Origin of the sequence: Flavobacterium ustbae, from assembly GCF_003946915.1 — a bacterium.
Lineage (GTDB): Bacteria > Bacteroidota > Bacteroidia > Flavobacteriales > Flavobacteriaceae > Flavobacterium > Flavobacterium ustbae.
Genome location: NZ_RPOC01000002.1, coordinates 322,203 through 346,641, shown reverse-complemented (window position 1 = coordinate 346,641; position 24,439 = coordinate 322,203). Strand labels below are relative to the sequence as shown.

Sequence of the window (24,439 nt, the reverse complement as noted above, 5' to 3'; positions counted from 1 at the left end):
AACAGAAGAAATGACTTCAGATATTCTTACTACAACGCCAGATTCGGAAATCGTAACTACGCGAGTTTTAAATTTTCCACAAGAACTTGTTTTTAAAGCTTGGAGTATGCCTGAACATTTAAAAAATTGGTGGGGACCGACAGGTTTTACCAATACTTTTCACGAATTTGACTTTAGCGAAGGCGGAAAATGGACTTTTACGATGCACGGTCCAGAAAAAGGAAATTATGAAAATGATGTTGAATTCATCAAAATAGAAAAACCCAATATTATCGCTTGGAAACGTCATTCGAAACCGCTTTTTCAAATCTTAACCACTTTTGAAACTATTGCCGAAAATCAAACCAAAGTGGTTTTTAAAATGCTTTTTGAAACTGAAGAAGAATGCCAAAAATTGAAACCTTATGTTGTGGATAAAAATGAAGAGAATTTTGATAAACTGGAAGTTGAATTATCTAAAATGAAATTGTAAAAAAACTTTCCATCTCCACAATTCAAAACCAAACTGATTTTATTGTTTAATTAAAAAAGCTTAATGTTATTTTAATTTGAAACCAAAAATTATGCACGCATAGTAGTTTTGTGCCATTCGTATATTTTTTATTTGTAATTTCGGTTTTTCAATAAAATTTAAAATTAAAAATGGCTTCATTTACAAAAGAAATATCTTTCCGTTGGTCAGACCTTGACCCAAATTTTCACGTTCGTCACAGTGCTTATTACGATTTTGGTGCACAGCATCGTATCGAAATTCTAGAAGAATTGGGTTTAACTTTAAAAGTAATGCAGACACAAGGTTTTGGCCCTGTCTTGTTTAGAGAAGAATGCGTTTTTAGAAAAGAATTAAAACTTTCAGACAAAATATTCATTCATACCAAAACGTCAAAAATGAAAGCCGATGCTTCTCGCTGGTCAATCGTTCATGAGTTTAAAAGAGAAGACGATACACTTTGCGCTACAATTACGGTTGATGGCGCTTGGATGGATACAAAATTGCGTAAACTTGCTTCGCCAACACCAGAAATTGCAATTCAAGCTTTGAGTATTTTTCCAAAAAGTGATGATTTTGTCGGATTATAAACGATCATTATTTATCTCAAACTTATAAAAAATCCCAAAAACAAATTTAAAATTGTTTTTGGGATTTTTTATAAACTAAAGTTTAGCCGATTTTGTTATTGAAACTTTAATCCAAAATTTACTTTTTCGAAAGTTGTACTACAAGAAAGAGCAAAACGTCCAACATTTACAGTTCCGAAAATACCGCCAACCGACTGTCCAGAATAAAATCCTCCAGCTGAAAATCGGCGAACCTGATATTTTAGCGCAATGTCATTTACTCTCGAACTCAACTGTCCAAAAGCTATCACATTTGGAATAATTTCATAACTTCCAAAAACTTTGGGAACCAGTTTTTTGTAATAATCAAAACTTTCATCGGTTTCATAATCAATTATTGACGAATGCAGGTTTTCTAGATTTCCGCCAATGTAAGTGTTTTCAGAAAAATGCCATGAAATACTAAAACCTGTAAAAGTACCCTCATAACCACTCCTAGAATCTACATAACCTATGCCAATTGTAGCTCTAAATTTTTCGCAAATTTTTCCGATATAACCAACATAAGTTCGGTCAATTTCAGACTTATCGATTCCAGCGCCAAAAATCATGTCGTCTTCACACATCGTAAGTGCATACTGAAAATAAGCTGAATATTGATCTTCGTTTGCAGCGACAACACTCCGACCTTTGTCGAGATCGATGTTGGGAGAAATTAAGGTTGAGTTTATAACGGCGAAATCAAAAGTGTTGAGTTCTTGGGCAAATGTGGGGACAGTGAGCAGGAGCAAAAGTAGTGTCTTTTTCATAATACTATTTTTTAAGGCTTACAACATTATACCACTAAATTACAGACATTTATGCTCGTAATAAAAGAAGTTCTTTCAAGTGCTACATTACTCGTCAAAGTGCGTTATTTTCATAATCAGCTACATTTAATCGATAAAATTTCGATAAAAAATCGATTATTAGCATAAAAAACAATGAAATCAGCTGGATCGCTTTTTTTCTGATAATTTTAAGATTTTAAGCTTTGTTTTAATAGTGGTTCAGTTTAACTTTATAAATCATAAATGTAAAAGTGGTTAAAATGAAAATTCTAAAACTATTATGTATTCTAATTCCGTGCTTAAGTTTTGGACAGCAGGGAAATATAAAAGCTCTCGATATTAATTTAAGTAATTACGAATATCCTTTCCCTGTTCATTATATCGAACTGAGCAATCAGCGCCAGTACTTGAAAATGAGTTATATGGATATAATTCCAGAAAACTACAATCAGAAAAATATTATTCTGCTGCACGGAAAAAATTTCAATGGCGCTTATTGGGAAACCACTATTAAAGCCTTAACAAAAGAAGGTTTTCGCGTCATTGTTCCCGATCAGATTGGTTTCGGGAAATCGACAAAACCAGATAATCTTCAATATACCTTTCAGCAATTAGCCGAAAATACCAAAAAGCTTTTAGATCATTTAGGAATTCAAAAAACTACGGTTTTGGGACATTCGATGGGTGGAATGCTGGCAAGCCGATTTGCCTTAATGTATCCAGAAACTACAGAAAAACTGGTGTTAGAAAATCCGATTGGTTTAGAAGACTGGAAATTGGTTGTTCCGTACAAGCCTGTTGATTGGTGGTATGAATCGGAATTGAAACAGAATTACGAAGATATCAAAAAATACCAAATGGCAAATTACTATGACGGAAAATGGAACGCCGATTATCAAAAATGGGCCGAACTCGGAGCTGGTTGGACAACCGTGCCAGATTACGATCGAGTTGCTTGGAATTCTGCCCTTTTGTACGATATGATTTTTACACAACCTGTTTTATATGAATTTAAAAACATCAAATGTCCAACACTTTTAATTATCGGAACAAGAGATAAAACGGCTCTAGGAAAGCCGTTGGTTTCTGAAGAAGTAAGAAAAACAATGGGCAACTATGCTGAATTGGGTAAAAAAACACAGAAAGCAATTCCAAACTCAAAACTGGTAGAAATTCCAAACACGGGACATTTACCACATATCGAATCTTTTGATTCATTTATAAAATCATTAATCGTATTTTTGAAATAATATTTTAGCATACTTTTTTTTGCCACAGATTAAAAAGATTATACGGATTACAAATTGCAAAAAAAATCTTTTTAATCTTTTAATCTGTGGCAAAAAAATATTCTTAAAATTCTGAAGCAAAAAATCTTAAATCAATAATCTAAAATCTAAAATAAATATGTTTACAATCGAACAAATAAAAGAAGCGCATTCAAAAGTAAAAAGCGGTGCAGATTTTCCAAATTACATTCAGGATTTAATTATTCTTGGCGTTAAGGGTTATGATACTTTTGTACATGATGGCAGTGTTGTTTATTATGGGCTAAATAATTATACTGCAGAAGCAGAAGAAAAATATTCTGAGATTAAAGTCGCAGATTTTCCAAATAAAGAACTTTTTATCGAACTTTTGGTAAAACATCAGCATGGCGAAACCGATTATATGACTTTCTGTAATCACTGCGCACAATGCGGAATTGCAAAATGGCGAGTGGATATTATTGAAATGACTTGTACTTATTTTGACAAATCTGAAAATGAAATTTTGATTGAAAAAATTCCTAGCTAACTTTTGCAGCATTGATGACTATTTTTAACCAAAACCACCAAACCTTTTTCAAAAGAAGTTTTTTATTTTTTCTTTTAATTCTTTCTTTTTTTAGCTTTTCACAAAAGAAAAAAGAAAGTCCAAAATTTAAGGTTATTGCTTTTTATACCGCAAAAAACGATCAGGCGCATATTAGTTTTGTGCATGAAGCCAATAAATTCTTTCCGAAACTGGCCGAAGAAAATCATTTTCAATACGATTCAACCAGTAATTGGGATAATTTGAATGCCCGTTTTTTAGCCAAATATCAGGTAGTTTTGTTTCTGGACACACGTCCTGAAAAAAAGGAACAACGAGAAGCTTTCCAAAAATACATGGAAAATGGCGGCGGTTTTATAGGATTTCATTTCTCAGCATTTGCTTTAAATGATTCCAGTTATCCACAAAATTGGAACTGGTATCACAATACTTTCTTAGGTTCTGGCGAATACGGAAGCAATACTTGGCGACCGACTTCGGCAATTTTAAGAGTAGAAAATCAGCATCCAGTAACTAAGAATCTGCCTAAAACTTTTACCTCTGCTCCAAACGAATGGTATCGCTGGTCTAATGATTTAACTAAAAATCCAGATATTGAGATTTTACTCGCTATTGACGAATCTAGTTTTCCTTTAGGAACTGGACCAAAAGCACACGAAATCTGGCACAGCGGTTATTATCCTGTTGTTTGGACCAATAAAAAATATAAAATGCTGTACGTAAATATGGGACATAATGATATTGATTATGAAGGAGGAACCAACAAAACTTTATCATACACTTTTGAAAACAAAACACAAAGTCAGTTAATTTTGAATGCCTTGCTTTGGCTTGGAAACTCAAAGAAAAAATAAAAAATGTCTACAATTTCTCCCTTAATTAGTGTTCAAGAATTAATTGAATTAAATACGTCTTCAAAAATTATATTAATTGATGCTCGAGCTGGCGCAAATGCTTTTCAAAACTATCAAAAAGAACATTTAAAAGATGCTCGTTTTGTTAACTTAAATCGTGATTTAGCCAAAAATCCAGAAAATCCTGCAAATGGCGGAAGACACCCTTTGCCTTCTTCTGAAGAATTTTCAAACACGCTTTCTGCTTTAGGAATTTCACCTTCAGACCATGTTGTCGTTTATGATGATAAAAACGGATCAAATTTCGCCGCGCGATTCTGGTGGATGATGCGCGCCATTGGACATGAAAAAATTCAGGTTTTAAACGGTGGTTATCAATTTGCAATTCAAGCTAATTTTCCAACAAACTCTGGAATTGAAACTTTTGAAAAAGCAGTTTATCCTTCGCAGGAATGGAAATTAGCTATAGCCGATATAGAAGAAGTCGAAAAAGCCCGTAAAAGCGATGAAAGTATCGTGATTGATGTTCGTGATAAAAACAGATTTGATGGCTTGACAGAACCGCTGGATTTAATCGCTGGGCACATTCCTGGTGCCGTCAACGTTCCGCTTACTGAAAATTTAGACGAAAACGGATTATTTAAATCGACAGATGAATTGGCTGAAAAATTCAAAGCCGTAATTGGAGATATAAAATCAGAAAATACAATTGTTCATTGCGGTTCGGGCGTTACAGCTTGTCATACCTTGTTAGCAATGGATTACGCCGGACTTCCGATTCCGAAATTATATGTAGGTTCGTGGAGCGAATGGTCTAGAAATGACCGCGAAATGGCAGTGAAAAAAATTAAAAATTGAGAATTGCGAATTAAAAATTATTTCCAATCTTTATTGCTTTTGATCTGGCAAAAAATATAATGCAGACAAAGTCTTTTTAATTTTTAATTCTCAATTTTTAATTAAACTTAAAGTCAACATAAATAAAAAAAATGCAACACTGGGATATACTCTTATCAAATCAGGTAAATAAAAAAGCTTTTATAGACAATATATTAAACGGAGAAGCCAAAGGAGAATTAGCCGTTTTTAACAATCAAAAAGGAATTCTTTTCTCTGATATTTCCATAGAGAAATTTATCGAAAAAGAATTTCAATACGATAGCGTTGAAACTTCAAACAGACAATTACGAACTTTTTCTTCTGGAGAACGTAAAAAAGAATTTCTAAAATACTGCATCAGTCAAAAACCCGATTTTATCATTTTTGATAATCCGTTCGATCATTTAGATCAGGCTTCAAGAGTAATTTTAGCCGATTCATTAAAAGACTTAACGAAAGATATTGCCATTATCCAGCTTTTAAATCGCGTTGTAGACGTTTTAGAATTTGTTCCAAATAAAGCACAGATTACAGACAATACGTTTGAATTGCATCCGATTTCAAAAATCGAAAATCATTTCAAAACCTTAAACACCGCTTCGATTCCAAAGCCTTTAGAACCGCATTCTTTTAAAGAAGATACATTAATAAAACTCGAAAATGTTTCGGTAAGTTACGAAGAGAGAAAAATTCTGAACAACATTTCATGGACCATCAAACAGGGAGAATTCTGGCAGCTAATTGGTCCAAATGGTTCCGGAAAAAGTACTATTCTTTCTTTAATTACTGGAGATAATCCTAAAGGTTTTGGACAAGATTTATTTTTGTTTGGAAGAAAAAAGGGAACTGGAGAAAGCGTTTGGGAAATCAAAAAGCAAATCGGAATCTTTACGACTTCTATGACCGATTTATTTCAAAAAGGTCACACTTTGGAACAAATGATTCTATCAGGTTTCTTCGACTCAATCGGATTGTATACTGAGCCAACAACACACCAAAAAAATCTTGTAAACCAATGGTTAGAAGTGATCGAAATGACACATCTGCGTAAAAAACGCTTTATAGACCTTTCTATCGGACAGCAACGCGTAGCCTTAATTGTTCGTGCGGTTTTAAAACATCCGCCATTATTAATTCTAGATGAGCCAGTTGAAGGTTTAGATGACGAAAATGTAGATTTGGTAATTCAATTGATTAATACCATTAAACAAGAAACAAACGTCAGCATAATTTATGTTTCTCACAGAATAGAACAGGGCCTCGCTCCTACTTCTGTTTTCGAACTTTTACCTTCAGAAACGGGTTCTATCGGAAAAATAAAGTACCATTCAGAATTGAATTAAAAATAAGTTAAGCACATTTGTAGAGGCGCACTGCAGTGCGTCTCCGCAACCAATATCCACAATACATTAGAAGTACAGCAATGCACCTCTACAGAATACCGGAACCATACCAAATTATGATAAAGCAAATAAGCATTCCATTTATTTTTTTACTGTTTTTAAGTTCGTGTTCAAGCACGATATCCACTTCTAAAAAAGAATATATTTTACAGCATTCAAAAGAATTAAAATCAGATTGGACAATTAATTCTAAAGAATGGATTTTAAAAAATGACACCCTTACAGGAAAAGGTTCTCTTTCGCCTTGGGGAGTTTTGATATCCAAAAAACAGCTTCCAGAGAATTATGAAATAGATTTGAAAGTTAATATGACCAACGAATCTTTATTTGAAATAATGCTCCATTTGGATAAAGGAAAATACATAAGAACCTACCTATATCAAATCGACCAAAACATTGTAATTGGCGACGGAGTTTATGATAAAAAAGACGATTCGTACGGAAAAAGAGGTGGAAAAACGTTGTTTAGAAAACCAATGCAACTAGAAAATAACAAATGGTATTCGGTAAAAATCAAAGTGTTAAATAATCAATTACACTTTTCTGTAGACGATAAAACCTCTCTAGAATGTTCTCTGGAAAAAAGCAATCTAAACCAAAAAGGAAAATTAGGTTTCATAACCAACGGAGAAGTCAAAATAACCGATTTGAAAATCAAGTCTATATAAAAAATTAAACAATTCTGCTTTATAAAGAAACACAAGGCATATCCGTAGAGGTGCACTGGAGTGCGTCTCCGCAACGAATATCCGCAATACGTTAGACGCACAACAGTGCGCCTCTACAGAATATTGGAACGAATAAAATTACATTATAAACAAAAAGCTCCCCAAGGAGCTTTTTGTTTATTTATTTATAAGGTTAGACATAATTATCTAATTATTATTCCTCCTCATCCGTATTATGCGTTTTCACATAATTGCGCCATTTCTCAATACATTCTTTAAAATCATCTGGCAATTCCGTATCAAAACGCATCAATTCTCCCGTATTCGGATGAACAAAACCAAGCGTTTTAGCATGAAGCGCCTGACGAGGCAAAGCTTTAAAACAATTTTCTATAAACTGCTTGTATTTTGTAAAAGTCGTTCCTTTCAAAATCAAATGACCTCCGTAACGTTCGTCATTAAATAACGGATGACCAATATGTTTCATGTGTGCACGAATTTGGTGCGTTCTTCCTGTTTCCAGTTTACAAGAAATAAGAGTTACATAACCAAAACGCTCCAAAACTTTATAATGTGTAATGGCAGGTTTTCCTATTTCTGGATCAGCAAAAACGGCCATTTGCATGCGATCTTTTAAATGTCTTGCTAGGTTTCCTTCAATTGTTCCTGAATCAGCTGTAACATTTCCCCAAACCAAAGCAATATATTCACGTTCAGTAGTTTTAGCTTCAAACTGTTTCGCCAAATGCGTCATTGCTGCTTCCGTTTTAGCCACAACCAAAAGACCAGAAGTGTCTTTATCAATTCTGTGAACCAAACCTGGACGTTCGCTGCTATTCATTGGCAGATTATCAAAATGATGTGCCAAAGCATTTACCAAAGTTCCGGTATAATTTCCGTGACCTGGATGCACCACCATTCCTGGCTCTTTATTAATCAATAAAAGCGCATCATCTTCATAAACAATATTCAACGGAATATCTTCAGGAAGAATATGATTTTCAAACGGAGGATGCGACAACATAACCGTTATCACATCAAAAGGCTTAACTTTATAATTTGATTTTACTGGAATATCATTCACAAAAATGTTTCCATTAGTTGCCGCGTTCTGGATTTTATTTCGCGTGGCATTCGGAATCAAATACATTAAATATTTGTCAATACGTAAAAACGCCTGACCTTTAGGGACTTCAAATCTGTAGTGTTCAAATAATTCGTCTTCCAGATCTAAATTTTCTTCAATATTATTGTTCATCACTTGGAGTTTCTGCAGGCACTGCAGTACTATCTGTTGCCTGACTTTCATCTACATAACTTGCTTTTCCGTCTCCTAAAACTAAATCAATTTTAGAAGCTTTAAGCACACGATCTCCTACCTTTAAGTTTCTGCCTTTCAAACGCATTTCCAAAACCATATCTTTTCCAAGATTTGGAATATAGGTAATCGTTCCTGGCTCAAGTCCTAAAGCTTTTAAAGTTGGCACAGCCTCACGATATGTTTTTTCGATCAAATCTGGAATTTTCACAGAAGAAAAACCAGAAGCATTAATCTTGATATAAATTTTTCTACCCACTTTTACCTTCGTTCCCGGTAGCGGATCTTGCTCTACAACACTATATTTCGGATATTCACTTCTGTAATCAACACTATCCAATAGAACATAATCTAAATCTAGTTCATCCAATTTTTCCTCTACTTGTTCTTCGGTCAATTTAGACAAATTCGGAACCGCGATTTCGTGTCCGTGATCAGTCGTAAAAGTCAACCAATGCATAAATAAATAACCAATAGCCGCAATAATAGCAGCGGCAGCAAGCAATTGCAAGAAAAAAACTCGGCTTGTTAAATACTGACGTAAACTCATAAATTTATTTTTAATAGCGACAAAGATAAAGTATTTCGTTTCAAAAAAAATGATAATTTTGTTTTAAACATAGAACTCTTTGAATTTGGAATTTCAAAATTTGATTTTTATTTACAGGAGCTATTCCTGCTGTCGACTGTATTCCCGATTTAGAAAAACAAGACTTTTTAGCCGTAGTTTTTGTTAATCGGGAGATGCCGCTTCCATCAGGGCTAGGGCTCTCGGTTTCATAAGAACGAATAATTTTAACAATTCGTACAGAAACTTGAAACATTAAACTTGAAACAATTAAAAACTAAAAATATAAAATGAAAAATATTGCCATCATCATGGGCGGCTATTCCAGCGAATACAAAATCTCATTAATCAGCGGAAATGTCGTTTATCAATATCTTGACAAAACAAAATACAACGGATTTCGTATTCACATTTTTAAAGAAAAATGGGTTTATGTAGACGAAAACGACACTGAATTCCCAATCGACAGAAATGATTTTTCAGTAACTGTAAACGGTCAGAAAATCACCTTCGACTGTGTTTTCAACGCCATTCACGGAACTCCAGGCGAAGACGGTTTAATGCAAGCTTATTTCGAGTTAATCGGTCTGCCACAATCTTCATGCGATTATTACCAATCGGCTCTTACATTCAACAAAAGAGATTTATTATCGGTTTTAAAACCATACGGAATCAAAACGGCAATTTCCTATTATTTGAATAAAGGAGATAAAATAAACACAGCCGAAATCATTGAAAAAGTGGGATTGCCTTGTTTCGTAAAACCAAACAAAGCAGGTTCAAGCTTCGGAATTTCTAAAGTAAAAACAGAAGCTGAACTTCCAATTGCAATTGAAGTGGCGTACAAAGAAGACAACGAAATCATCATTGAAAGTTTCCTTGACGGAACAGAAGTTTCTGTTGGCGTAATCAACTACAAAGGCGAAGTTATCGTTTTACCAATTACAGAAATCGTTTCAGACAATGATTTCTTCGATTACGAAGCCAAATACGAAGGGAAATCGCAAGAAATTACTCCTGCGAGAATCTCTGATGAAATGACTAAAAAAGTAGGCGAAACAGCGAAACGTGCTTACGAGGTTTTAAAAATGAAAGGTTTCTCAAGAAGCGAATTCATTATCGTAAACGACGAACCGCACATGCTCGAAATGAACACTATTCCAGGCTTAACAACCGAAAGCTTGATTCCACAGCAAGCAAAAGCAGCTGGAATTTCATTAGAAGAATTATTCACAAATGCGATTGAGTTAGCTCTTTCTTAAAGCTACTAAGACACAAAGGCGCTAAGATTCTAAGGTTTTGGCGCCTTTTTAAATTAAATCTGCCGATCAAGGTTTTCATAATTTACAGATAACATTGTTGCACAACATAGAAATTACGATAAATTTCGAATAGCAAAACTTAGTACCTTAGTTACTTAAAACCTTAGCAACTTCAAAAAATGAAACAAATCTTCGAATGGAACCGAGTACTATTTAATGAACTTCCTGAAATATTCCTCTTTGAAGTAGTATTTCGTTCTACTGTAATGTTTATTATTTTGCTGCTAACGCTAAAATTAGCTGGAAAACGAGGTGTAAAGCAATTATCTATTTTTGAGACTGTAATTATCATAGCGCTTGGCTCTGCAGCCGGTGATCCGATGTTTTATGAAGATGTCGGAATCGTTCCTGCCATTATCGTTTTTGCCGTCATAATTCTTTTATATCGCGTAGTAACCTGGCTGACTGGAAAAAGCAAGAAATTTGAAGAATTCATAGAAGGAAAAACCGAATGCCTGATTAATGACGGGAAATTTTCATTGTCTTCTTTCAGAAAAGAAGCATTGGCTCAAGACGAGTTTTTTGCCGAGCTCCGCGTCAAATCGATTGAGCATTTGGGACAAGTAAAACATGCTTTTATTGAAACCAGTGGTGAAATAAGTGTCTTTTATTATAAAGATGAAGAAGTTGGTTACGGCCTTCCTATTTTACCATTATTGTTTGAATCAAAAAGCAAAATTATTCCAAAAGACGGCACCTATTCTTGTTCTTTCTGTGGAAACACCACAGAACAAAAAAAAGGTACGGCAACTTGCCAAGTATGCCAGAAAGAAGAATGGGTAGAATCTATAAATACGAAGAGAATTACTTAAATTTTAAATTCCAAATTCCAATCTTAAAAACAAAAACTTAGCAGCTTGGCAACTCAGAATCTCAGAATCTTAAATAAAAAACTTTGCGACTTCGTGCCTTTGTGGCATTAACAGTCAAAAGAAAAAACTTAGTAGCTTAGCAATTCAGAATCTCAGAACCTTAAATAAAAAAACTTTGCAACTTCGTGTCTTTGTGGCATTAACCGTCAAAAGAAAAAAACTTAGTAGCTTAGCAACTTCAAAGCTTAGAACCTTAAACAAATCTTAGTAACTTAGCACCTCAGAACCTTAGCACCTCAAAAAAAATGCGCAAAGCCATATTTCCAGGATCGTTTGACCCAATTACTCTAGGACACGAAGATATTATCAAAAGAGGAATTCCTTTATTTGATGAAATTATAATTGCAATTGGTGTCAATGCTGAAAAAAAATACATGTTTTCTCTTGAAGAGAGAAAGCGTTTCATCGAAGAAACTTTCAAAGACGAGCCAAAAGTTTCGGTTATCACTTATGAAGGATTAACAATTGATTTAGCAAAAAAATTAAAAGCTAATTTCATTTTAAGAGGCCTTCGCAACCCAGCCGATTTCGAATTCGAAAAAGCCATTGCACATACCAATAGAAAATTGTCTAAAATAGAAACCGTTTTCTTGCTGACAGCCGCAAGTACCTCATTTATTAGTTCGAGTATTGTGCGTGATGTATTGCGTCATGGCGGCGAATATGAAATGCTGGTTCCTGAAGCGGTTAGAACTATAAAGTAATTAATCATAAATCTTTCAAACCAAATGAATCTCTTAAAAATTACACTTACCTTTTTTTTATTTTCAATTTACACTACTTCTTCAGCACAAGAATATTTTAGTCAAATTGTCACAGTAAAAAATGACACTCTAGATGTAAAAATAAAAATTGATGCTTCGTCTTCTAATGTCAATCGATTATTATATGTACAAGACAAAATTTCGGTAATACATAATGGAGTCACATCAACCTATTTCCCAAAAGATTTAAAAAGTTTTAAAATTAAACTAGAAAAAGAGACAGTAAATTTCGAAAGTGTTGATGATTTAAGCTTTGCACAAGTTTTATACTCCAATAAAGTAAAATTATACAAAGTTTTAAATAAAATATCTCACAGTCATATTGTTCGATTATATGTTATAAAAAAACCAAATAATAGCAACTATTTCAAAATGCCAGCTATGGGGTTAAGCAGATTAATAACTAAAGATGCAATGCTGCCTGCAATTGAAGATTGTAAGCCTTCCTATGATAAAATCAAAAATGATGAAATTAAAATTAAAGACGAAAAAATATTAGTAGAATTCGTTAAAGATTATGAAAGCAACTGTTTTTAATCAAAAAGAAACTAATAAAGTACAACTTGCCTATCAGACAAATTATAAGTAATTTCGCATTTTCAAAATAAACAATAAATAATGAGCATCGAAAGAGAATTAAGCAAACGAAGCGGATCTAAATGTGAGCTTTGTGGTGCTGAAGAGAATTTAAAAGTTTATCAAGTTTTGCCAACTAAAAAAGGCGGAATTGACGAAGCTATATTAGCCTGTAACACGTGTATTGACCAAATAGAAAATCCAGACAACGTTGATTTAAATCACTGGAGATGCCTGAATGACAGTATGTGGAATGAAAATATTCCGGTACAAGTTGTAGCTTGGAGAATGTTAAGCCGTCTACGCGCAGCGGGCTGGCCACAGGAATTACTAGACATGATGTACCTTGACGAAGATACCTTAGAATGGGCAAAAGCAACCGGAGAAGGAGAAGATGATGAAAATAAACTGGTCCACCGCGACAGTAACGGCGTAGTACTACAACATGGCGATTCTGTAGTCTTAATTAAAGATCTTAAAGTAAAAGGTTCTAGTATGGTTGCTAAACAGGGAACTGCTGTTAGAAACATTCGTTTAGACCACGAAAACGCTGAATATATTGAAGGAAAAGTTGATGGACAGCAGATTGTGATTATTACACAGTATGTGAAGAAAATTTGATTTTGAGTTTCAAAGGTTCAGAGTAACAAAGAGACAAAGGCTACTTGTAGTTTAAAAACTTTGACCTTTGATAATACACCTAAACAAAAAAAGCTGTTCTATTAGAACAGCTTTTTTATTATATTTAGAGATAAGCTTAAAAACTTTGTCTCTTTGAACCTTTGTTGCTTTGAACCTAAAAAAGTTAGAGATAAGTTAAAAACTTTGTCCCTTTGTTACTTTGTATCTTTGAACCTTAAAGCAATTTATTTCTGGAATAATTTACTGATTTGGTCTTTTACGAATGGCTCAGAAACGTTGTTTGTAGCAGCATCTCTTTCTTTACCAGAAACCATAAATTGTACAGTCGCTTTATCTGGAACAACATTTCCTGTGTAGTGCAACCAAATGTAGTTGTTAGGTAACTCCAATTTGATATCGTACAACGGAGACGCTGTAAATCCGCCCATGATAATATTGTACAAAGAATTGTAAGCATTATCAATGTTTTTAAATGAAAATTTTCTCAAAGTAGAATCGTCATCACTTTGAATAATAGTGTAATACACTGTGTATTCGTCACCAATTTTCTGAATGTAATTGTTGTTTACTTTTCCTAGTTTTTCAACAGGAACTGTTTCTAGCACCTTAACTTGTGCAAACGAAACAAAACTAAAAAACAATGCGGCAAGAGTAATAATTTTTTTCATGTGGTATTTGGGGTTTACAATTTTACGAACACAAAAAAACACAGAAATATTGAAAAAACAGCTATCAATTCCTTATTTTTTCAACATAAAATTGTAAATTATAGTTACAAAAACACAAACAACTGAAATACAAATAATTGACTTTTAAATTCAAATAAAAAAATCCCAAATTCCAAAGTAAGCTCACTTCTCGTCTTATGTCTTCCAGAGCGGAGTCGAAGGACATGTAAAGTAACTCACTAGATGGATTTAGAGTGAGATCCTTCGACTCCGCTCAGGAAGACAAAATTTGCGATCAGAACTTCAATCAATCTAAAATCTAGAATCAGAAATCTAAAATTAATATCTCCCCTTCTTCTCCTCTTCCTCTTTCTTGATGACATTTCGGGCAACTTCAATTTTAAACTTTTTGCCTTTCATTTTTTCGTCTTTGATATTCTTCAGCAAATCTTTTACTTTATTAAATTTTACCGCAGCAAACGAAACAAAATCTTTTACTTCAATTAATCCTAAATCGTCTTTTTCTAATTTTCCTTTTTGAGAAAAGAAACCCACAATATCAAATTTATTCAGTTTCGTTTTCTTTCCGCCACTGATATAAATGGTTTGAAATTTTGGAGGCTGAGGCAGTGAAACTTTTCCTTCAACATCCAGAACATCCATTTCATAATCGATATAATCCAATTGTTTTTCACTTTCGTGAATGATAATATAAGCCGTTCCCGTTGCCTGCATACGCGCTGTACGCCCATTTCTATGCGTAAACTCGTCTTCTTTTAACGGCAAATGATAATGAATAACGTGCTTCATTTCTGGAATATCCAAACCTCTGGCAGCTAAATCTGTTGTAACCAAATAGCTGACACTTCCATTTCTAAACTGAATCAAAGCACGTTCACGTTCGTCCTGATCCATTCCGCCATGATAATACACCGAATAAATTCCTTTTTCGTTTAAAGTATCACTGATTCTTTCAGCAGCATCGCGATGATTACAGAAAATAATCGCCGATTCTGATTTTAAAGAACAAATCAGATTAAACAAACTCTGCAACTTATCTTTGCCAGGAGAAATCACCATTTTCATGGAAAGGTTGGCTTTTTCTTCTTCCTCTGGAATAAAATCTAAAGTAACCGGATTTACAACTCTGGTATATTTCGGAATTTCGATATCTGAAGTTGCTGAAACTAAAACTCTTTTGTTTACTTTGGGCAATCTTCCGATAATAAAAGACATTTGCTCGTGAAAGCCTAATTGCAACGATTTGTCGAACTCGTCTAAAATCAAAGTCTGAATTTTATCGGTTCTAAAAGTTTCTCTGTCAATATGATCTGCAATTCTTCCCGGAGTTCCAATTAACACCGCTGGCGGATTGCTTAAATTTTTAATTTCGGTGTCGATGGAATGCCCGCCGTAACAAATATTGACTTTGTACTTCGTGCCCATTTTCTTCCAAACCTGTTCGATCTGCAATCCTAATTCTCGTGACGGAACTAAAATAAGACATTGCACCGAAAGAATTTCTGGCTGCAACATTTCTAAAACTGGAAGCAAAAAAGCTAATGTTTTTCCAGATCCTGTCGGAGAAAGTAATAAAACATTGTTTTCGTTTAAAATGGCATCGTGTGCCATTTCTTGCATCTCATTCAGGCTCTTAATCCCTAAATTGGAAAGTATATCGTTGGATTGGTGTTTTTTATTCATTTTGCAAAAGTAGAGAAAATAGTTGGCAGTGTACACTTTTTTAGTGTTCAGGTTTATACCGTAGATTTTTGTTTCACGCAGATTTAAAAAGATTTAAGCAGATGACGCTAATATTTATTTCTCGCTCCCGATAGCTATCGGGATTACAGATCAAGCAGATAAAATCTAAATATCAAATAAAAAAAATCCGTAAAATCTGCAAAATCTGCGGGACACAAAACCACAAAGATTACATTTGACGCAGATTTAAAAAGATTTAAGAAGATTGTGCGAATATTTATTTCTCGCTTCCGATAGCTATCGGGAGCGTGAAACAAAATTATAGACAAAGCGAATCAAACTTCGATGATAAAACTTTAAACAAAAAAACTATATTTGAAAAGCATAAAAACCAAATCCATGAAACGTTTTACCATTCTATTTTCACTTTTCACTATCACTCTTTTCGCTCAAAACAATAAAAAATATGAGACTTTCTTCGAGAAAGGAAACGGAAATCAATCGGCAGATTATTATGAAACCATTCGTTATTTTAAAATGCTGGCCAATGATTTTCCAACGATTCAAGTGAAAGAAATGGGATTAACAGATTCTGGCGAACCATTGCACATGGTCACTTTTAATCCGGACGCAGCATTCGATTTTGATAAAATCCAGAAAACAAAAGCCGTTTTGTTTGTCAATAACGGAATTCACGCTGGAGAACCGGACGGAATCGATGCTTCTATGCAATTCTACAGAGATTTGGCAACAGGAAAAATGAAAGCGCCAAAAAACACGGTTTTGGTTTGCATTCCAGTTTACAATATCGGCGGCGCTTTGAACAGAAATTCGACAACGCGCGCCAATCAGGACGGACCAGAAGTTTACGGTTTTAGAGGAAATGCTAGAAACTATGATTTGAACCGTGATTTAATGAAATCAGATACGCGAAATACGAAAAGTTTTGTAGAGATTTTCCAAAAAATTAATGCTGATGTTTTTATCGACAATCACGTGAGTAATGGCTCTGATTATCAATACAAACTGACGTATATCATGACACAGCATAACAAACTCGGAACGGTTTTGGGCGATTATATGAACGAGGTTATGATGCCTGCTTTGGTGAAAGATCTACAAAACAAAAAAATCGAAACCACGCCTTATGTTGATTCATTTAAAGATACTCCAGACAAAGGTTTCGGGCAGTTTGTTGACAGTCCGCGATATACAACGGGTTATACTTCTTTGTTTAATACGATTGGTTTTGTCGTAGAAACGCATATGCTGAAAAAATATGCCGAACGTGTAAAAGTAACCTATGAGTATATGAAATCGACTTTGGATTTTACTGACGCCAATTATCTAAAAATCAAAGAACTTCGTGTAAAAAATCTGGAACAATTTCAACCAAAGAAAAAATACACGCTGCAATGGGAAATGGACAGCACAAAAGCAACCAAATTTACCTTTTTAGGTTACGAAGCGGGTTACAAAAAAAGCGACGCTACAACAGGCGACCGCTTATATTACGATAGAAACAAGCCGTATAAAAAAGACGTTCCGTATATTAAAGAATTCAAATCGCAGAAAGAAGTCGTTATTCCGTCAGCTTATATCATTCCGCGTGGTTATTGGAATATTATTGACCTTTTGAAAAACAATAATATTCAATTTTCGCAACTTAAAAACGATACCATTATCGAAGTTGAAAGCTACAGAATTGCCAATTTCAAAACCGTTCCATCTGCGTACGAAGGTCATTATTTACATAGAAACACGACAATAACTTCTAAGATAGTTAAAACCGCTTTCGCGAAAGGAGATTACGTTGTTTCAACAAACCAAAAAGGCGTTAAATATCTTTTAGAAGCTTTTGAACCAGAAGGTGTTGATTCGTTTTTTAACTGGAATTTCTTCGATGCTATTTTACAGCAAAAAGAACATTATTCTGATTATGTCTTTGAAGATTCTGCTGCAAAAATCCTAAAAGAAAACCCAGCTCTAAAAGCCGAACTGGAAACCAAAAAACAAAACGACCGCGAATTTGCTAAAAATCCTGAAGCGCAATTAAATTGGATTTATAAGAATTCTGTTCATTATGAAAAGGCTCATATGCAGTATCCTGTTTATCGAGTGCTTTGATTTTTTTTAACGCAGAGTACGCAAAGTTTTTTTGCTATTGATTGAGTTGAAGAAACGTTGGGGTCGCAAAGCTTTTACGCATAGAACTTTGACAAAGTTGAAATAGATATGTTATACTTTGCGGGCACGGATTACAAATCCGCGCTATCGGGTGAAACTGAAACATTTGAAAATAAAATTGGAGATAGTTTAGAGCAAATTCAACAAACCTTTAAAGATTTTAAGATAGATATGTCATTCGGTACAAAAAAAGAAAAACAAAGTAAAAAATTTAAGTAGTATGAATAAGAATCAGGGAATAGCAGTTGTGTGTTTTTTTGTATGTATGGGATTGCTAATTTTTTTTTCAAATAAGTATCAAGAAAAAAAAAACAATATGATTGAAGACAATAAATTTGTTACAGTTGCTAAGGTTTTTTATATTGAGCATAGAAGAGGCTTTACAGATGCAAGATTTTACTTTTACTACAATGAAAAAAGGTATGAATCTGGCAAGTATATTAAGAATTCAGGAGACATTTATTTAAGAAAGTTTTATAAAATTGCAATCGCGACTAATAATCCTGAGTATTGTAAAATATTTCTAGAAAAAGAAGTTAAAGATTCAATAGAAATTGCTAAAGCTGGTTTCAAATTTGATTAGTAACATTTCCAAGACTCATGCTGAAAAGCAATCTACCTTAAATAAATATACTGTTCGATTCTAATTATATAAAAAACGGCAACTTTTGTAAAGTTGTAGTTTTTTCCCCGCTAGCGCGAGCGTCCCGCTCGTGCACGCAACGAGGTCACGAGCGGGACGCTCGCGCCAGCAATAGCTTTGAAAAAACTGAAACTTGAAAACTAAAAACTCATGCATAGTTTGCACGCGTGAGGGATAGAAGCAAGCTACCGAAGTAGCGCGGATAGCCCGACTCCGATGCGATAAGAGGGCGTATATGCGTGTGGTATTTTGCCCTCTTATCGTATGGGGGGCACGCCCAAATATTAATTATTCGAATTTGGAGCCGATCGATAGGCAACGGGCGGTTCCATTTTTTCTGTTGGAGCTTTTTCTTCTTCAAACAATAATTTAATGTTTTCGTAGGAGTTTTTAAGTGCTTCTTTGATTTCTTCTGGATTTAGCCACGCCACTTTTTCAATGCCTTCTTCGGCTTGTCCGTGCGGAATTCCTTCAAAATCGGAGAACATTTCGAACCAATGGGTAATTTTGAGTTTGTATTTTCCGTTTCGTTTAAAAATGTGATAGGTTTTTTCTAGTTTTTTTCCAATTCTTAATTGCCCAACACCTGTCTCCTCTTCTACTTCACGCATGGCAGTATCTTCGATTTCTTCGCCTTTCTCGATTCCGCCTTTCGGGAGATCCCATTTTCCGTTTCTAAAGATAAATAAAACCTCGCCTTTCTTATTATACACCAAGCCTCCGCCCGCTTTGTTTACGGGAATTTTGGCTTTAAGGGTTTTCATCATTACACTTTCGTCGGGATGATATAGAATGGCTTTTTGAATTTTATTTTGAAAAATTTTTATAATAAGATGTTCTATATCAATACTCTCCAACAAGAACAATTGGAAATCTGTTTCTTTCGAGATTTCATTTGTCAAAAAAAGTGGTTTGTCGTTTACAAAAACTTTATACATTTGTACTATGATTTTTAATAAAGATACTGCCGAAAAAACAGCCGAATTGCTTTTGCAAATAAATGCAATTAAATTGAATCCCGAAAATCCTTTTACATGGGCTTCTGGCTGGAAATCTCCTATTTATTGTGATAATAGGCTAATTCTCTCATTTCCAAGCATACGAAATTATGTTCGTGATGAGTTTGCTAAAAACATTGAAAAACAATTTGGAAAGCCTGATGTCATTGCCGGCGTTGCTACAGGCGCGATTGGCGTTGGTATTTTGGTTGCCGAAAGTTTAGGTCTTCCGTTTGTATATGTGCGTCCGGAACCAAAAAAACATGGTAGACAGAACCAAGTGGAAGGTTTTTTACAAAAAGGTCAAAATGTTGTGGTTGTTGAAGATTTAATTAGCACAGGCAACAGCAGTTTGATGGCTGTAGAAGCTTTACGCAATGAAGGCGCTAACATTAAGGGCATGGCGGCGATTTTTACTTACGGTTTTGGTGTTGCTGAAGAAAACTTTAAAAATGCAAACATTGATTTGTTTACTTTGAGTAATTACGAAAACTTGTTAGACTTAGCAGTTCAAAAACAATACATTACAGAAGACCAACAGTCTACTCTATTAGAATGGAACGAGAGTCCGTCTACTTGGGGACAGGGGGAATAATTTTAGATTTCTGTTCTTTACGAACAAATTTTTGGAATTTGGAATTTAAAAAAATTGGAATTTATTAAAGTTTTAGCTTTGCGAACTTTATAAAACCTTGCATATTTAAAAAACTTTGCGCACTTTGCGTTAAAAATAAAAACAAAACTAATATGAACTTAGAAAGTCCAAAAGTTACAGTTCAGAAATCAGCTCAAGATTTGTTTGATCAATTGACTGACGTAAAGAATTTCGAAAAATTAATGCCAGACAACATCGCTAAATTTGAAGTGACTGGCGAAGACGCTTTTATTTTTGGATTGAAAGGGATGCCGGAAATCAAATTAAAAATGAAAGAAAAAGTAGCGCCAAATAAAATTGTTTTAGGTGCTGCAAGTGATAAACTTCCGTTTACGCTAACTTCAAACATTGACAGTGTTTCAGATTCTGAAAGTGCTGTTCAATTGTTTTTTGAAGGCGAATTCAACGCTATGATGGCGATGATGGTTAAAGGTCCAATCAGTAAGTTTATTGAAACTTTAGCAAATAATATGAACAAACTTTAATAATTATAAATTATTAATTGTGAATTATAAATGCCTGGCTTTTGTCGGGCATTTTTTTTGATTTATGGTTTTGTCACCAAGGCACTAAGTCACGAAGTTTTTTTTATTTGATGCTGAAAATTTCTCGCAAAGACGCAGAGTCGCAAAGATTCTTTTCTGTTTCACGCAGATTTTATTGATCTGAGCAGATTAAATTAGATTAAAAAAAAAATTAAAAAAACTTTGCGCCTCTGCGTCTTTGCGAGATTAAAAGCTTAGAATCGTAGCAACTCAGAACCTTAGAAGCTTTAATAAAGCATCTTAACTTCCTTGATTTCAAATTCTGCAACTGAGTCATCTTCGAGTAGAACTTGGAGCTTTCCAATTGGAGAAACCCCTTGAATAATTCCCATAAAATCTCGATTGTTATTGTCCCTAAAAGCTGTTGGAACTCCTTTTTTGAATAAAGAATTAAAGTAATCGTTCCAGAAAATTTCTGAGTTGGTTTTCCATAACAAGATCTTTTCTTTTAGCTTTTTGACAATTAAAACCGCCAATTCTTCTTTGTTGAAAGTTTTTTCCAAAATTACTGCCAATGAGGAAGCACTTGGCAATTCGCTAAAATCGGTCTGATTAACATTGATTCCGATTCCGACAACTGACACGATTCTGCCATCGCTTTTGATGGTATTTTCGATTAGTATGCCAACTAGTTTCTTATTGTATGACAGAATGTCGTTTGGCCATTTTATGCATATATCAGGAATATTTAACGATTTTAATGTTTCTGAAACAGCCAAAGAAGCTGCTACACTCAAGTTAAAAACTTCTTCATTGCTAAGGAGAAAATCTTTCACCAATACACTCATAGTTAAGTTTTTACCCGCTTCAGACTTCCATACGCCTCCTACTTGTCCTTTCCCTTTTGTCTGATTTTCAGCTGTTACGACAGTAAAATTCTCCAGTTCATCCTTACTTGCCATTGCTTTTAAGAAGTCATTTGTAGAATCTATGGCATCGAGTTTGATTAGTTTCATTAAATAATTTAAATAACTTAATTTAATATTTTGTTAAGGTTCAAAAATAATCACAAATTTTGGTAACTTTACAAATTCACATATAAAATAATTCATGGCGAAAAAGACGATTAATAATGATGTTCTACTGGCGAACATAATCAAAGGGATTGAGGAAGTAAAAGGAAATGATATCGATATTCTTGACTTAAGAGAAATAGATACAGCAGTATGCGATTATTTCGTGATCTGTAACGGTAGCTCAAATACCCAAGTAAATGCCATCGTAAACTCAATTCAAAAAACAGTATCAAAAGACTTAAAAGATAAACCTTGGCACGTAGAAGGAACAGATAATGGTGAATGGGTTTTAATGGATTACGTACACATTGTGGTACACGTTTTCCAGAAACATATTCGCGAATATTACAACATCGAAAGCCTTTGGGGCGATGCCAAAATAACTACAATCGAGAACAAATACTAAAGAAACTTTCATTAAATGGCTAAAGATAATAATCCAAATCCGAATAAATTTAAAATAAGTCCTTGGTTAATATATACCGCAATACTTTTAGTTTTTTTATTCATAAGTTTTGCCACAGGAGGATCAAGCTTAAGCGAACCTGCTCAATTAACTTCTTCTAAATTCAACACGCTTTTGGAAAAAGGCCAGATTGAAAAAGTTATTGTTTACAACAAAGCAGAAGCTGAAGTATATTTAAATGCTGCGGCTCTTAAAGACCCAGCAAACAAAAAAGTTGCTGAAGATATTTTCAAACAGCCAAACAAAGGTCCGCATTACACTTTGGAAATTGGTAATGATCAAATCTTTCAGACTAAACTAGAAAAAGCAGTTACAGAAGGAAAATTAAAAGATTTCAACTTTCTACAAAAAAATAACTGGAGCGATATCTTAATCAGCTTACTTCCTATCATCATTATTGTGGGTGTGTGGATTTTCATCATGCGTAAAATGTCTGGCGGAGGCGCTGGAGGTGGCGGACAGATTTTCAATATTGGTAAATCTAAAGCGAAACTTTTTGACGAAAAAACTGATATTAAAACTACGTTTAAAGATGTTGCTGGTTTAGAAGGAGCTAAAGAAGAAATTCAGGAAATTGTTGAATTTCTTAAAAACCCAGAAAAATATACGAATCTTGGAGGTAAAATTCCGAAAGGAGCTTTATTGGTAGGGCCTCCTGGAACTGGTAAAACTTTATTAGCAAAAGCTGTTGCTGGTGAAGCTCAGGTTCCATTCTTCTCTTTATCAGGTTCAGATTTCGTTGAAATGTTTGTGGGAGTTGGTGCATCTCGTGTACGTGACTTGTTTAAGCAAGCAAAAGAAAAATCTCCTGCTATCATTTTCATTGACGAGATTGATGCTGTTGGTAGAGCGAGAGGAAAAAGCAATATGTCTGGCGGAAACGACGAAAGAGAAAACACTTTGAACCAATTACTGACAGAAATGGATGGTTTTGGCACAAACTCTAATGTAATTGTTTTGGCTGCAACTAACAGAGCTGACGTTTTAGACAAAGCTTTAATGCGTGCAGGACGTTTTGACAGACAAATTTTTGTTGACTTACCGGATATCCGCGAAAGAGCTGAAATCTTCAAAGTACACTTAGCTCCTATCAAAAAAGTTGAAGGTCTTGATTTAGATTTCTTAGCAAAACAAACTCCAGGATTCTCTGGTGCTGATATTGCTAACGTTTGTAACGAGGCTGCATTAATTGCCGCTAGAAACAATAAAGCAGCTGTAGACAGACAAGATTTCCTTGATGCTGTTGATAGAATCATTGGCGGTCTTGAAAAGAAAAACAAAATCATTACTCCAGAAGAGAAAAGAGCAATTGCTATTCACGAAGCGGGTCACGCTACTGTAAGCTGGATGTTGGAGCATGCTGCACCACTTATAAAAGTAACTATTGTTCCTCGTGGGCAAAGTTTAGGAGCTGCTTGGTATCTTCCAGAAGAAAGACAAATCGTGAGAACAGACCAAATGTTAGACGAAATGTGTGCTACTATGGGAGGTAGAGCTGCAGAAAAAGTAACTTTTGACAGAATTTCTACTGGTGCTTTAAGCGATTTAGAAAAAGTAACACGTCAGGCTCGCGCAATGGTAACGATCTACGGATTGAATGATAAAATCGGAAACGTTACTTATTACGATTCAAGCGGACAAAGCGAATATAATTTCTCTAAACCTTATTCTGACGAAACAGCAAAAATTATTGACGCTGAAATTTCAGAATTAATTGAAGGTCAATATGAAAGAGCAATTCAAATTCTTGAAGAAAACAAAGACAAGTTAAATCAGCTTGCTGATATACTGATTGAAAAAGAAGTTATCTTTAAAGATGATTTAGAAAACATTTTCGGAAAACGTACTTGGGATAAAAATTTAGAAGAAGTAGTTTCATAAATAATTTACCAAATACGTAATAATTTTTTAAAATCTTAATTCAAAACACCCTTTTGAATTAAGATTTTTTTATCTTTGAACGTTTTCAATTAACATGTAAAGTATT

Annotated in this window: 26 protein-coding genes; 19 read left to right on the top strand and 7 right to left on the bottom strand. The window is 34.2% G+C overall.

The window, feature by feature from the left end; genetic code table 11:
• Positions 1 to 10: 10 nt before the first annotated feature.
• Together EG814_RS05465 and EG814_RS05460 are read left to right on the top strand one after the other, a co-directional pair.
• A complete protein-coding gene (locus tag EG814_RS05465) occupies positions 11 to 472 on the top strand; it encodes an SRPBCC family protein (protein ID WP_125719710.1) in 462 nt (153 codons plus the stop codon).
• 170 nt (positions 473 to 642) lie between these two features.
• Entirely contained in the window at positions 643 to 1,080 is a 438-nt protein-coding gene (locus EG814_RS05460) for an acyl-CoA thioesterase (protein ID WP_125719708.1), read from the top strand.
• 95 nt (positions 1,081 to 1,175) lie between these two features.
• Here EG814_RS05460 and EG814_RS05455 read toward each other — a convergent pair whose 3' ends face one another.
• Positions 1,176 to 1,868, bottom strand: a complete 693-nt coding sequence (locus EG814_RS05455; protein WP_125719706.1) for a hypothetical protein — start codon at positions 1,866 to 1,868, stop codon at positions 1,176 to 1,178.
• Between the two features lie 281 nt (positions 1,869 to 2,149).
• Between EG814_RS05455 and EG814_RS05450 the strand changes: the two genes are divergently transcribed.
• The 6 genes from EG814_RS05450 to EG814_RS05425 all read left to right on the top strand — a co-directional run bounded on the left by EG814_RS05450 (position 2,150) and on the right by EG814_RS05425 (position 7,508).
• The gene (locus EG814_RS05450; RefSeq protein WP_125719704.1) at positions 2,150 to 3,139 is read left to right on the top strand and encodes an alpha/beta fold hydrolase; all 990 of its coding nucleotides are present in this window, start codon (positions 2,150 to 2,152) and stop codon (positions 3,137 to 3,139) included.
• A gap of 157 nt (positions 3,140 to 3,296) precedes the next feature.
• A complete protein-coding gene (locus EG814_RS05445; protein ID WP_125719702.1) occupies positions 3,297 to 3,686 on the top strand; it encodes a DUF1398 domain-containing protein in 390 nt (129 codons plus the stop codon).
• Positions 3,687 to 3,700: 14 nt separating this feature from the next.
• Complete coding sequence (locus tag EG814_RS05440) at positions 3,701 to 4,558, top strand: ThuA domain-containing protein (RefSeq protein WP_125719700.1); 858 nt, start codon at positions 3,701 to 3,703, stop codon at positions 4,556 to 4,558.
• A gap of 3 nt (positions 4,559 to 4,561) precedes the next feature.
• Positions 4,562 to 5,416: a sulfurtransferase gene (locus EG814_RS05435; protein WP_125719697.1), complete on the top strand. Its 855-nt coding sequence runs from the start codon at positions 4,562 to 4,564 to the stop codon at positions 5,414 to 5,416.
• Positions 5,417 to 5,547: 131 nt separating this feature from the next.
• Entirely contained in the window at positions 5,548 to 6,780 is a 1,233-nt protein-coding gene (locus tag EG814_RS05430) for an ATP-binding cassette domain-containing protein (RefSeq protein ID WP_125719695.1), read from the top strand.
• A gap of 116 nt (positions 6,781 to 6,896) precedes the next feature.
• Positions 6,897 to 7,508: a family 16 glycoside hydrolase gene (locus EG814_RS05425; protein ID WP_235830915.1), complete on the top strand. Its 612-nt coding sequence runs from the start codon at positions 6,897 to 6,899 to the stop codon at positions 7,506 to 7,508.
• 214 nt (positions 7,509 to 7,722) lie between these two features.
• Here EG814_RS05425 and EG814_RS05420 read toward each other — a convergent pair whose 3' ends face one another.
• A complete protein-coding gene (locus tag EG814_RS05420) occupies positions 7,723 to 8,766 on the bottom strand; it encodes an RluA family pseudouridine synthase (protein ID WP_125719693.1) in 1,044 nt (347 codons plus the stop codon).
• A complete protein-coding gene (locus EG814_RS05415) occupies positions 8,756 to 9,376 on the bottom strand; it encodes a PASTA domain-containing protein (RefSeq protein ID WP_125719691.1) in 621 nt (206 codons plus the stop codon). Before EG814_RS05415 ends, EG814_RS05420 begins: the two co-directional genes overlap by 11 nt.
• A gap of 308 nt (positions 9,377 to 9,684) precedes the next feature.
• Here EG814_RS05415 and EG814_RS05410 point away from each other — a divergent pair, with 308 nt between their 5' ends.
• The 5 genes from EG814_RS05410 (at position 9,685) to EG814_RS05390 (ending at position 13,549) form a co-directional block, all read left to right on the top strand.
• Positions 9,685 to 10,656 carry a D-alanine--D-alanine ligase gene (locus EG814_RS05410; RefSeq protein WP_125719689.1) on the top strand — a complete coding sequence of 324 codons (972 nt, stop codon included), beginning with the start codon at positions 9,685 to 9,687 and terminating at the stop codon, positions 10,654 to 10,656.
• A gap of 179 nt (positions 10,657 to 10,835) precedes the next feature.
• Positions 10,836 to 11,528: a DUF421 domain-containing protein gene (locus EG814_RS05405; protein ID WP_125719687.1), complete on the top strand. Its 693-nt coding sequence runs from the start codon at positions 10,836 to 10,838 to the stop codon at positions 11,526 to 11,528.
• Between the two features lie 305 nt (positions 11,529 to 11,833).
• Positions 11,834 to 12,292, top strand: coding sequence for a pantetheine-phosphate adenylyltransferase (coaD, locus tag EG814_RS05400; protein WP_125719685.1), 459 nt, complete (start codon positions 11,834 to 11,836; stop codon positions 12,290 to 12,292).
• 24 nt (positions 12,293 to 12,316) lie between these two features.
• Positions 12,317 to 12,889, top strand: coding sequence for a hypothetical protein (locus tag EG814_RS05395; RefSeq protein ID WP_125719683.1), 573 nt, complete (start codon positions 12,317 to 12,319; stop codon positions 12,887 to 12,889).
• Positions 12,890 to 12,970: 81 nt separating this feature from the next.
• Positions 12,971 to 13,549: a PhnA domain-containing protein gene (locus tag EG814_RS05390; RefSeq protein WP_111283621.1), complete on the top strand. Its 579-nt coding sequence runs from the start codon at positions 12,971 to 12,973 to the stop codon at positions 13,547 to 13,549.
• Between the two features lie 245 nt (positions 13,550 to 13,794).
• Here EG814_RS05390 and EG814_RS05385 read toward each other — a convergent pair whose 3' ends face one another.
• Positions 13,795 to 14,238, bottom strand: coding sequence for a hypothetical protein (locus tag EG814_RS05385; protein WP_125719681.1), 444 nt, complete (start codon positions 14,236 to 14,238; stop codon positions 13,795 to 13,797).
• A gap of 339 nt (positions 14,239 to 14,577) precedes the next feature.
• Complete coding sequence (locus EG814_RS05380; protein WP_125719679.1) at positions 14,578 to 15,942, bottom strand: DEAD/DEAH box helicase; 1,365 nt, start codon at positions 15,940 to 15,942, stop codon at positions 14,578 to 14,580.
• Positions 15,943 to 16,341: 399 nt separating this feature from the next.
• On the opposite strand from EG814_RS05380, the gene EG814_RS05375 reads away from it, so the two are divergent.
• Together EG814_RS05375 and EG814_RS05370 are read left to right on the top strand one after the other, a co-directional pair.
• Positions 16,342 to 18,069 (top strand): M14 family metallopeptidase, encoded by a 1,728-nt coding sequence (locus EG814_RS05375; protein ID WP_125719677.1) that lies wholly within the window; start codon positions 16,342 to 16,344, stop codon positions 18,067 to 18,069.
• A gap of 280 nt (positions 18,070 to 18,349) precedes the next feature.
• Positions 18,350 to 18,712: a hypothetical protein gene (locus tag EG814_RS05370; RefSeq protein WP_125719675.1), complete on the top strand. Its 363-nt coding sequence runs from the start codon at positions 18,350 to 18,352 to the stop codon at positions 18,710 to 18,712.
• A 344-nt stretch (positions 18,713 to 19,056) separates the two neighbouring features.
• Here EG814_RS05370 and EG814_RS05365 read toward each other — a convergent pair whose 3' ends face one another.
• Positions 19,057 to 19,710: an NUDIX hydrolase gene (locus tag EG814_RS05365; protein ID WP_125719673.1), complete on the bottom strand. Its 654-nt coding sequence runs from the start codon at positions 19,708 to 19,710 to the stop codon at positions 19,057 to 19,059.
• A gap of 7 nt (positions 19,711 to 19,717) precedes the next feature.
• Here EG814_RS05365 and pyrE point away from each other — a divergent pair, with 7 nt between their 5' ends.
• Together pyrE and EG814_RS05355 are read left to right on the top strand one after the other, a co-directional pair.
• Positions 19,718 to 20,365 carry an orotate phosphoribosyltransferase gene (pyrE, locus tag EG814_RS05360; protein ID WP_125719671.1) on the top strand — a complete coding sequence of 216 codons (648 nt, stop codon included), beginning with the start codon at positions 19,718 to 19,720 and terminating at the stop codon, positions 20,363 to 20,365.
• A 152-nt stretch (positions 20,366 to 20,517) separates the two neighbouring features.
• On the top strand, positions 20,518 to 20,910 hold the full coding sequence (locus EG814_RS05355) for an SRPBCC family protein (protein WP_125719669.1): 393 nt from the start codon (positions 20,518 to 20,520) through the stop codon (positions 20,908 to 20,910).
• Positions 20,911 to 21,197: 287 nt separating this feature from the next.
• Here the strand turns inward: EG814_RS05355 and EG814_RS05350 are convergent, their stop codons facing one another.
• Entirely contained in the window at positions 21,198 to 21,926 is a 729-nt protein-coding gene (locus EG814_RS05350) for a biotin--[acetyl-CoA-carboxylase] ligase (RefSeq protein WP_125719666.1), read from the bottom strand.
• A gap of 94 nt (positions 21,927 to 22,020) precedes the next feature.
• Between EG814_RS05350 and rsfS the strand changes: the two genes are divergently transcribed.
• Together rsfS and ftsH are read left to right on the top strand one after the other, a co-directional pair.
• Positions 22,021 to 22,392: a ribosome silencing factor gene (gene rsfS / locus EG814_RS05345; protein WP_115886694.1), complete on the top strand. Its 372-nt coding sequence runs from the start codon at positions 22,021 to 22,023 to the stop codon at positions 22,390 to 22,392.
• Positions 22,393 to 22,407: 15 nt separating this feature from the next.
• Positions 22,408 to 24,333 carry an ATP-dependent zinc metalloprotease FtsH gene (ftsH, locus tag EG814_RS05340; RefSeq protein WP_125719664.1) on the top strand — a complete coding sequence of 642 codons (1,926 nt, stop codon included), beginning with the start codon at positions 22,408 to 22,410 and terminating at the stop codon, positions 24,331 to 24,333.
• Positions 24,334 to 24,439: the final 106 nt, after the last annotated feature.